We start from the raw sequence: 10,033 nt of genomic DNA, 5'->3' as shown, positions 1-10,033 counted from the left end.
GCGCGGCATGCCCCCCGTGTCCACCGAAGCGAGGACGGTCCACTGTCCAAGGGGCAGGCGCCGGCGGTGAAGAGCAGGTGTCCGGGCCGATCGGTGGTCGCGGCGTAGGCGTAGGGCACCAGGGGCGTCAGCGAGGTGCTGCGCAGCAGCCGGACTCGGCCGGTGTCGTCGGCGGGCGGTGTGTCCACCGCTGGACCGTGCCACCGACGCCCGTAGGCGCCAAGTGCGTTGCCGCTCCGCGCAGGGCGCCCCAGTCGGCGATCGTCTGCGGGGAGCCAAGCAAGGGGCGTCAAGCGTCCGGTGACCGTCCTTCCGCGCGGGCGGTCAGCGTTCGTGCTGGTCGTCTCGGGTGACGTCGTAGCGGGTGCTGACCATGCCGGCGCCGAGGCTGGCGGTTCCGCGGTGGACGAGGCGGACCTGCTCGGGCAGGTCGTGGAAGAGCGGTAGCCCCTGGCCGAGGATGACGGGGGCGCGGGTGATGGTGAGCTCGTCGACGAGGCCGTGGCGCAGGAAGTCGGTTAGGACCTGGCCGCCGTCGACGTAGACGCCGGTCGCGCGGTCGTCGTCCAGGAGCTGCTGGGCGTCGGTGGTGGAGCGCACGACGGTTATCCGCGGGTCGTCGCCGTCGGGCAGGGTGGTGCTCAGGACCAGGACGCGGAAGGCCTCGTAGGGCCAGGAGTCGAAGGTGAGGACCTTGTCGTAGGTGCCGCGGCCCATGACGAGGTGGCTGATGCCGGCGGTGAACTGTTCGTAGTCCGGTGGTGGGTGCTCGCCGGGCTGGGAGGGGACGTGCCGCGGCTCGTGCGGTGGGTCGGTCAGCCAGTCGATGTCGCCGTCGGGCAGGGCGATGTACCCGTCGATGCTCGTGGCGATGAACACCGAGGCTCTCCAGGTGCGGGGGGTGGTCACTTGAGGGCCTCCAGCAGGTCGTGGACGGCGGTGCAGGGGTCGGCTTGGGCGGGGTCGGGTGCCACGGCGGCGCGCAGCAGCGCCCCGGAGGCGGTGTCCATGAGCAGGCGCGCGACCAGGGCCGGGGGTGTCGTCGTGCGCAGGTCGCCGCGGTCGACCGCCGCCTGGACGAGGACGGCGAGGTAGTCGGTCTGGCGCTGCCAGCCCTGGTGCAGCAGGTCTCGCAGCTCGGGGGTGCGCAGGTCCTCGGCGAGCATGTCCAGCCGCGCCAGGACCGCGCCGGTGCCGAGACCGCGGACGCTGAGCGAGGCCGCCCACGCCATCAGTTCGCCGTAGGGGTCCTCGCCGGCGGGGCCGTTCGGCACGGCCTCGACCCAGCGCCGGCTGAGCGCGAGCAGGACGCCCCCGCGGGAGCCGAAGCGCTTGATCAGCGTGGAGGGGTGCAGGCCGGCGGCCTGCGCGGCGCCGGTGAGGGTCCAGGGGGAGTCGCCCACCGCAGCGGAGATGCGCTCGAGGACCTCCTCGTCCGTCATCATCCTGGGTCGCGCCACGAGGTCAGTAAATCAGTGTTGCGGAACGGAGAGGCCATCCCAGTTGAGGATCGTCTGCGGACAACTCCGGGAAGCCCATCGCCGGGTCAGGGCGCGAGGTCGGGCCAGGGCTCGATGTGCAGCTCGGGCCACTGCTGGGCCCACCGGTCGGCCTTGGTCTCGTAGACCTCGCGTGGCGCGAGGACCGGGTTGGGGCGCAGGCGGAGGGCGAAGAGGTCGTCGTACCCGTGAGGTGCGTAAGCGTGCAGGGCGCCGTGCTCGTCGCGGGTGAGGGCGTGGCAGCAGGTGGTGGCGGCGAAGTGGTCGATGGCGTCGCGGGTGCTGGTGAAGGGGGCGGCGGGGACGCCGAACTTCTCCTCGTACCAGAGGTGCACCCGGGCCTCGTTGCGGACCTCGACGACGGCGCCGGTGTCGGCGAAGAGGTCGGCGGCGCGGCGGACGACGGCGTCCTCGGCCTCGAACGAGGTGTCGGTGGGGTCGAAGTAGAAGAGGTCGTAGTCGCGGATGCCCTCGCCGGGTGGTCGGCCGCTCAGGCTGTTCCAGACCGTCTGGGACAGCGCCCCGGCGGTCAGCCACCAGTCCGGGACTCCGAGCAGGTGCCCGCGTTCGAGGACGACCCTGTTGATGTCGTTGCTGAGCACGATGTCGACGAAGCGCGCGGACAGCGCGGCGGCTAGGTCATTTGGCTCGGTCACCGGGCCACCCTGGACGAGTCCGTACGAGACCTCAGCACCAGGCGGTCACGAGGCCGCGGAGCGCGCGTCGGTAGAGGATCGACTGCCGGGCAGTCCCCGACTCACTCCGGTTGAGCAACGACCCAGTAGGGCCCGGCGGCGGGACAGGCGTCGGGGTATGCCCAGTCGCCGGCAAAGACTCTCGGGGCACCTCCACCGAGGTTGACGGTCGTCCCCTGCCTGATCTCGCGCGCGGTGCTGTCGTTGGTGGCGAACACCGGTACGTACGGCTCTTCGCCGTCGATGTCGTCGCCTTGGACGACGAGGCAGCCGTCGAGGTCTTCGACGACACCGGTGAGCAGGGCGCCGTCGCCGCCGGTGCCCGTGGGTTCGTAGTAGGCCACGGCGAGGCCGTCCTCTCGTGGCTCCGGCGTCGAGGCACCGCAGCTGCTCACAGCTGCCGCGATGACCACCAGGACGGAGAAGCCGGCCAGGTGCGCCGTGGTCGCCGCTCCAAAGGAGGGCCCATGACCGCTCATGGCGCTAGGACGACTGGCCGCGCCATGGCGGTTCCCACCGGCGGGCGGCAGGCCGAAAGGCACGGCCTGACGGCGCGCAGCTCCGGCCAGCGATCGACAGCGGGACGCTGTCCGGCCAGCGAACGTCAGCGGGAGACCCGGACGAGGGGTCGGTGGAGGTCCTACCTTCTCGGCATGGCTGAGGCGCGGAGTCCGTCGAGCCCATGGTCGTGGGGCGCCATGTGGCTCTGGGTGGCGACTGTCCTCCTGCTGGGCTTCGCCGCCGTCCTGGCTCTGCCGATGGTCTTCGAGTCCAGCCCGGGGGAGAGGGCAGAGGCGGCGAGGCACCTCTGGCCGGCGGTCGTGGCTGTGGCACTCACCGGCGTTGGTGCAGCTGTCGCCGGCGCTAGGTGCCTGCGACGCGTTCCCCGCTGAGCGATCGTGAGTGGGACGACTGTGGAAGGTCAGGGTGCGCCGCCACGGGGGAGTGCCTGCCAGGCTGCCGCTCNCCGGCGTTGGTGCAGCTGTCGCCGGCGCTAGGTGCCTGCGACGCGTTCCCCGCTGAGCGATCGTGAGTGGGACGACTGTGGAAGGTCAGGGTGCGCCGCCACGGGGGAGTGCCTGCCAGGCTGCCGCTCATGCTCGTCACGTTGCGCGTGCTGCTCGACCACCACGAGGGCCCCCGGGCCTACGAGCGGCAGGTCATCGACTGGGTGCTCCCGCTGCCCGCTCCGGGAGAGCTCGTCGCACTGGGCCCCGGGCTGATGACGTCAGAGGTCGTACGGCGCGTCTTCGTCCCGGACGGGGAGCGGGTCATGCTCGTGTTCAGGGCCGGTCCCACCGACTCGACGAGCTGGCCCGCAGCGCTCGAGCGCGCGGGCTACCACCGCGCCGAGGACCTCGACGACCTGCGATGAGCAGCACGCTCGGCTGGACGCGCCGCCGCACGCGCGGGACGTAAGCGACGACGACGTCGTCCTCGCCTCCTCGCCGCGGTGGCGGTGGCCTCCTCGCCCCTCGCCGCGTCGAAGGCGGACCCGACCCGGCCCATCGAGGCCAGCAGCCCCGAGGTCCCCAAGGATTCGCCCCATTTGTCGCTAATGGACTGCGTTCCGCGGGGACGCCCGTCGGCAGCTCCCATGCCTCAGCCCTCCGCGTCTGCCTTGCGGAGCAGGGCCCTGAGGTCCGCGCGGTTGGCGGTCGGAGTGGTGGATGCCGCCCGGGGCCGGGCGGCGGCGGGCGATGGCCATGCCGACGGCATTGAGGATGAGCTCGGTGCGCAGATGGTCGGCCATCCCCAGCCGACGGTCCGACGGCTGAAGGCGTCAACGACGGCGGCCAAGTACAGGAAGCCCTCCCAGGTGCGCAGGTAGGTGATGTCGGCGACCCACAGCCGGTCAAGCTCGGTCGCGGTGCCTGCCCTCGGGTGGACCGCCGCACACACCGGCTGCGTGGCATGGGACTCAGTCTCCGACTGCACCGAGGGGGCCTTCCCTGCGCTCCCGCCCCAGGCACGGCCCGTCCGCCTCCCTGGGCGCTGCACAGGTGGCCGGCGGGCCGCTAGCTGCGCCCGGGCACGCATGTCAGAAGGGATCTTCATGCGATGCTTCGTTTACCTCCCACCACCGGTCCGGCGCGCCTACGCTCCGCGCTCATCGACGGATGACGGTGCGCGACGCTGCGGGCTCGGGGACTGAGCTGGTCACCTGCCCTGGTCGTCAGCATGTCAACTGGGGAGGGACAGCCCATGGCAGAGCAGTGGGGCCCGGCCGCGGGTCAACCGACACGTCCTCGTCCACGGGAGAACCGGGGTCCGTCCGGCTGCGGATTGGCGTTCTTCTCCGTCTGGGGATTCTTTGGCCTGATCGGCCTTCTCTTCGGCCTCTCGTACCGGAGCGGCATCGGCGTGGTCGCCAGCCTTGTGCACCTCCTGGGACCAACCATCTATTTCGTGGCCCTGGCCACCAAGCCCGCTCGGGAAGAAAAGCGGCACGAGATGGAGAAGAAGATCGCATCGAAACAGCACCAGAGCTGGCTCTCCGGTCGGCCTGCCGCCCTGGTAGCGCAGGCAAGCGACCCCCACACCGCCGCGATGAGCCTGACCGCGTCCGAGGACGGAGGCATCTACATCGGCCTTACCCCTGACAGACGCGAGTGGGCCACTGCTGGGCGTGAGCAAGCCGTTCTCGTCCTCGGCCCACCGCGTTCAGGAAAGACCAGCGGACTCATCGTACCTGCAATCTTGTCCTCCTCCGGTCCCGCCGTGGTCACCTCTACCAAGCTGGACGTCCTACGGGCCACCAAAGCGGCTCGTGGTCGCCTGGGCCGCATCTGGGTATTCGACCCCATGCAGACCTGCTCCCTGCCCGAAGGCGCGACGGCGCTGCACTGGACCCCGGTCACCAGCGCCAGGACCTGGGACGGGGCCCGCGCCATGGCCGACGCCATGGTCGACGCCTCTCAGGCGGGTGTTGGCGTTGAGAATACGTCTTACTGGACGGAGTCGGCGAAGAGCTTCATCGCCCCGCTTCTGAGAGCAGCCTGGCTGGATGAGGGCACGGTCTCTGACGTGCGCCGATGGATGGCAACGCCTTCAGCGTATGAGACCAAGATCCTGGGCATCCTGAACGAGCACAAGCAGCACGCGGCCGTCGAGGATCTCGCCGCCCTCCTGGAGTCCCCCGACGGGAGAGAACGCGCGTCGATCTTTTCGACCGCCCGCCTGGTGCTGAACGCCTACGGCTCTGACGCCGTGGCGTCGGTCAGCCAGCAGCAGAACTTCGACACGGCGGCCTTCGCCTCTTCACAGGACACGGTGTACATCGTCGCCCCTTCGGACGCGCAGAACCTGTGCGCCCCCCTCGTTGTAGGGCTTCTGGAAGAGATTCGCCACGCCACCTACCGGGCGAACGCCCTAGTCGAGACACGGGACAACTCGCGACCACCCATGCTGTGGGCGCTCGACGAGGTGGCGAACATCGCACCGATCAAGAAGCTGCCCAGCATCGTGTCAGAAAGTGGGGGGCAGGGTCTGCAGGTGATGGCCTGCTTCCAAGACCTGTCCCAGGCGCGCGTTCGCTGGAAGGACGCGGCCGACGGCTTCCTCACCCTCTTCGGCACCAAGGTCATCTTCCCGGGGATCGGCGACGTCAAGACTCTCGACGCCCTGTCGACTCTGGCGGGGGACTGGGACCGCCCTTACGTCGTCTACAACTACAGCAATGGCCGGAGCACCAGCTTCGGGCTGCCGCTAGGCGGGATGGTCGGGTCGAACAGCCAGCAGTCGACGACCCACAGCGTGCAGCGGGAGCGGCAGCTCACCCCTGCAACGTTGGCCAATATCCCGTCCGGGCACGCCCTGACGTTGCAGAGCGGGTCTTGGGGCCTCATCCAGTGCACCCCATACTTTCGAGATGCACCGTGGACGGTCATCTCCTCCGGCGAGTTCCTGGCTCGTGCGAACGCCGAAGCGACCAGGTCAGAGCAGGAAGCCACCGCACCAGAGACAGCACATCCTCAGCCCGACCCCAGCCTGACATCACTGCCGAGCCCGACGAGGACACGCAGGCAGAAGTCAGACGGGTGGACATGGGACTTCGCCCCCAGAACACCGACGCGAGCGTCCGCTGGCGCGGCCACGACAGCCGCGACCCCGGCGGCGCCGCGACCAGGCGAGAGCCCACCTCCGCTCGAAGACCACGGCGACAGGGCGACGGACCCCGGCCCGCGTGATGACTGACCCGACGTCGGGCGGCCCTCGGCCTTTGCGTACGAGCGGGTGGCAGGAGTTTCTCTCCTGGTCACAGAAGTACGGCAGCCGCCAGTACTGGCTCAACAGCCCGCTTCGGGCTTATGGGATGCTCAGTCGGCAGATGTTGAACATCGCTGCCGCCGTGGCCCCCCTTGCCGCGCCTGGAGCGCAACCTGCAGCCCCGCCACCACAAGACGGCATGTTCTATTTCGAGAAGGCGCCCCGCGAGGCACCGGCGCCCGAGGCGCCGCAGTCACCGAAGCCGTATCCGGGCGAAGACGCGTTTGCGGAAATCCACGGACGGGGCAGGGAGAAAGACCGCAAGGACCAAGAGAGGGTTGCAGCGGACAGGCAGCTCCGGCAGCGACGAAACCCTCCCTTCTTCGCGCGCTGGACCGACAGAGGCTTCAGGGTTGTTGCGGTGGTGGGGGCACGCCCCGGTGCCGACACCCCCGACCTCGACCAGCGGCCATCGGCCGCCAACTCCCACGGACCCACTACCGACGCCACCCCGTCCACCGGAAAGCCAGAGAGCCGGGAGCCGGCGAAGGCACCCAACACCGACCGCCCCCACGACCACCAAGCGGCCCGCGACGCAGGCGCCCTGACACCCGGGGACGACAGGAGCGACAAGGAGGGGGCAAGAGCACGCCCCGCCGCTGACCGGCGCTCCCCTGGCCGCCACCGGCGCCGCCCTGGCCGCCACCGACGCCGAGAAGCCCAGCCGGGCGCCCGCGGCCCCGACTCACCGCCCGCACCCGCCCGGAGCGACCGCGGCCCCGCCCCGTCGATCGCCGGCCCCCGCGAGCCCATAACCGACGCCACCCCGCCCACCGGAAAGCCAGTAAGCCAGGGGCCCTCGAAGGCACACAACACCGACCGCCCCCACGACCACCAAGACCCCAGCGCCTCGATAGCAGCGGGGGAGAGCACGGCGGGTGCTCGAGGTCGGGTGAATGAGGCCGCGATACTGGCCGAGGACAAGTCACCAACGAGGGCGGCTGGGCCTGGAGGAAAGTCAGCCATCGAACACAGCAATCGTGCACTCGAGCGGGCGGAGCAGAGACGCGCTGAGGCAGTAGATCAGCGTGGTCGGCCGAGGGATAGGAACCGGGGGCCCGAGAAGTAGGTGCACCTGCCCGGCGTGCTTGATTGGCGTCGAGTGGGGCCCTAGCCGTGTCAGCCGATGCTGGTTCTGATGCAGTAGCACGTCACCCGGAGGTCTGGCGGACTGAGGTCCAGCATTTCCCTAGGCAGCCCCATAAAGATACTCCCCGGTAGGAGATTAACGGCACTGCCATTCCACGCGGCCAGCGGCCAGCGCTTCCCACATTGCCGTAGGCACAACAGTGCATTACACCCACTGGCTGAAATGAGGAGCAGCGAGCCCTATGCATCCGAAGACGAGAGCGTCTGGCGGGCCAGAGTCGCCTCTACCTAACGGGGGCGAGCAGAGGCGACCCGAGTCTCTCTCTGGTCAGCAGCGGGCTCGCCTTGCGGTCATCGGGACGCTTTTTGTCGTCACCGGGACCCTGCTCGTCGACAGGGGGTACTTGAGCAGCGGCCCGCGGTCGCTGCTGTATGGACTGGCTCTCCTGCTGACCGGCTTCGCTCTTGTCGCGGCCGCCGTTCTACATCTCCCGGTCCCGACTCCCCCACCTGGCGCTCGTCAGCGCAGCGTCTGGTGGCGTCCGGGGCAGGTCGTTGCTGGCGGCCTTACCGTTGGGCTGGTCGCCGGCGCTCTTGCCGGCTTGGCCACGCATTTCAACGACCGGCCCATGCCGGTCGTCGTTGACTTCGGCGCGCAGACGCCACCTGCTGCCCCGGCTCGCGTCGAGCCCACGGAACGATGTCAGTCAACAGTTGTTGAGGCGGGCGCCCTGAGTTCTGGAGAAGGGCTCGACGGCGGGGAGGGCCTGGCTTCACCGAGCGGCAGGTTCGTGCTGTCGATGCTCGCGGACGGTCGGCTGGAGCTGTGCGACGGGACCGACGGCTCCACCGTCTGGTCCGTGGGGGGGCCGCAGGCCGCGGGACTGCCCGCCGTCCTCAGGCGAGACGGCAATTTCGGTATCTTCGCAGGAACCGACACCTCTGCCTTCTGGGCGACGAACACCGATGACACCTCTGCGGATGAGTTGTCCGTGACTGACAGCGGCAACGTGGTGCTTCGGTCTATTGCGGATGAGTACTCGTGGTGGGAGAGCCAGAGCGAGGTGTCGGTCTCTAAGGGTCGACCGCCGAGACAGTTGGATCGTCTCGAGGTGGGTGAGCGTTTGACCGTTGTAGATTTCCTGCAGTCCCCTGACGGTCGTTACCGTCTAGATCTCACGAGTGATGGTTCGATCCTGCTGTCGGATGGCGCCATGGCGCTGTGGGAGTCGGATCGCTCGATGTGCTCGGACGTGGCCCTGGCGATGCAGGCTGATGGCAACCTAGTCATGTACGCGAATCCCATGGACCCTGATCCCCGGATGCGGGCTGCCGTCGGGTCTTCACTGGGGGATGGTTCCCCTGCTTCCGCCCTCGTCCTTGGCAACGACGGCAGCCTTACCTTCGCGGACTGGGGCGGTGCTGACCTCCGTGATCAGTGGAACACCTCGGCGACATGCTCATGAAGGGGAATGCTCCCTCGTTGACCACGTCGCCTGAAGTAGGCGGAGGTGCTCGAATGCGGCATGAGGCCTCCCAGCGGACGCCGAAGAGGACGACGCCGAGCAGGTCGGGGTTGATGTCGACGACGGCCTCGAGGCGGCGGGCGACGTCAGGCAGGCCCTTGTGGGAGTATGCGTCGGCTTGACAGGGATGAGTGCCAGCGGGCGGCGGCGAGGGCTTCTTGGCCGGGGGGCAGTCGATGAGGACGAGGTCGTACTTCTCGACGTAGCTGGCAATGGCGGCGGCGAGGGCGGTCTTGGCGGCCGCGGGGTCCTTTTGGGGCTCGGGTGGTTAGGCCAGCGGCGAGCCTGTCAAGTTTTCTGTGTAAGGGGTCGGTGGGTGGTTAGTTGACCCGGCCGCTGAGGCGGTCGGGGTAGAGCAGCTCGAGCTGGTTCAGGGCGGCGCGCCAGCCCTGGATCTAGGCGCCCTCGACGAGCCGGCCGGGGCCGTTGCGCTGGTTGGCGGGCTTGCCGCGGTCCTTCTCGCGGGCCCGGGCCCGCTTGTCCTCGATGTCGCGGATCGCCAGCCACAGCAGCTTGATCACGGCATCGTCGGACGGGAAGTGGCCCCGGTTCTTGATGATCTTCCGGAGCTGGTAGTTCAACGACTCGATCGAGTTCGTGGTGTAGATCACCCGGCGTAGGGCCGGCGGGAACGCCAGGAACGGGGTGAAGCGCTCCCAGGCCCGCTGCCAGACCGCGACCGCGGCCGGGTAGCGGCGCCCGAGCGTGGAGTCGGCCAGCTCCAGCAGGGCGGCCTCGGCGCTGTCGGCGTCCGGGGCGGTGTAGACCGTCCGCAGGCCCGCGCAGAAGGCCTTGCGGTCGCCGTAGGAGACGTAGCGGGTCGCGGCCCGGATCAGGTGCACCACGCAGGTCTGGACCGTGGTGTGGGGCCAGTGTAGGAAGGGACTGCTGCATGAGTAGGTGACACCTGACGTGTGGTGCCTGCGGGTGCCGCTGGAAGGCTGTGTGCCGTGCC

8 protein-coding genes and 2 pseudogenes are annotated in these 10,033 nt (G+C 69.3%); 3 read left to right on the top strand and 7 right to left on the bottom strand.

The annotated features are described in order from the left end of the window. The 5 genes and pseudogenes from WDZ17_RS16805 to WDZ17_RS16785 form a co-directional block, all read right to left on the bottom strand. Window positions 1-188, bottom strand: a pseudogene (locus WDZ17_RS16805) (hypothetical protein); the annotation flags it as partial. 136 nt (window positions 189-324) lie between these two features. Beyond that, the gene (locus WDZ17_RS16800; RefSeq protein WP_339576326.1) at window positions 325-909 is read right to left on the bottom strand and encodes a dihydrofolate reductase family protein; all 585 of its coding nucleotides are present in this window, start codon (window positions 907-909) and stop codon (window positions 325-327) included. Next, window positions 906-1,460 carry a TetR family transcriptional regulator C-terminal domain-containing protein gene (locus WDZ17_RS16795; RefSeq protein ID WP_339576325.1) on the bottom strand — a complete coding sequence of 185 codons (555 nt, stop codon included), beginning with the start codon at window positions 1,458-1,460 and terminating at the stop codon, window positions 906-908. The genes WDZ17_RS16800 and WDZ17_RS16795 overlap by 4 nt, the downstream gene beginning before the upstream one ends. Before the next feature lie 86 nt (window positions 1,461-1,546). After that, a complete protein-coding gene (locus tag WDZ17_RS16790) occupies window positions 1,547-2,125 on the bottom strand; it encodes a nucleotidyltransferase family protein (RefSeq protein WP_422632025.1) in 579 nt (192 codons plus the stop codon). A gap of 131 nt (window positions 2,126-2,256) precedes the next feature. Beyond that, window positions 2,257-2,538: a hypothetical protein gene (locus WDZ17_RS16785; RefSeq protein ID WP_339576323.1), complete on the bottom strand. Its 282-nt coding sequence runs from the start codon at window positions 2,536-2,538 to the stop codon at window positions 2,257-2,259. Window positions 2,539-3,290: 752 nt separating this feature from the next. Between WDZ17_RS16785 and WDZ17_RS16780 the strand changes: the two genes are divergently transcribed. After that, window positions 3,291-3,569 (top strand): hypothetical protein, encoded by a 279-nt coding sequence (locus tag WDZ17_RS16780; RefSeq protein ID WP_339576322.1) that lies wholly within the window; start codon window positions 3,291-3,293, stop codon window positions 3,567-3,569. A 227-nt stretch (window positions 3,570-3,796) separates the two neighbouring features. Here WDZ17_RS16780 and WDZ17_RS17560 read toward each other — a convergent pair whose 3' ends face one another. After that, entirely contained in the window at window positions 3,797-4,234 is a 438-nt protein-coding gene (locus WDZ17_RS17560; RefSeq protein WP_422632024.1) for a DDE-type integrase/transposase/recombinase, read from the bottom strand. Between the two features lie 165 nt (window positions 4,235-4,399). On the opposite strand from WDZ17_RS17560, the gene WDZ17_RS16775 reads away from it, so the two are divergent. Then, window positions 4,400-6,391 (top strand): type IV secretory system conjugative DNA transfer family protein, encoded by a 1,992-nt coding sequence (locus WDZ17_RS16775; RefSeq protein ID WP_339576321.1) that lies wholly within the window; start codon window positions 4,400-4,402, stop codon window positions 6,389-6,391. Between the two features lie 1,763 nt (window positions 6,392-8,154). Beyond that, the gene (locus WDZ17_RS16770; protein ID WP_339576320.1) at window positions 8,155-9,018 is read left to right on the top strand and encodes a hypothetical protein; all 864 of its coding nucleotides are present in this window, start codon (window positions 8,155-8,157) and stop codon (window positions 9,016-9,018) included. Between the two features lie 380 nt (window positions 9,019-9,398). On the opposite strand, the pseudogene WDZ17_RS16765 reads toward WDZ17_RS16770, so the two are convergent. Then, a pseudogene (locus WDZ17_RS16765) lies at window positions 9,399-9,950 on the bottom strand (transposase); the annotation flags it as partial. Between the last annotated feature and the right edge of the window lie 83 nt (window positions 9,951-10,033).

It is taken from the genome of Pseudokineococcus basanitobsidens (assembly GCF_037482545.1).
Classification (GTDB): domain Bacteria; phylum Actinomycetota; class Actinomycetes; order Actinomycetales; family Quadrisphaeraceae; genus Pseudokineococcus; species Pseudokineococcus basanitobsidens.
The sequence above is the reverse complement of the archived record's forward strand: the minus strand, read 5'-3'. Positions and strand labels throughout refer to the sequence as shown.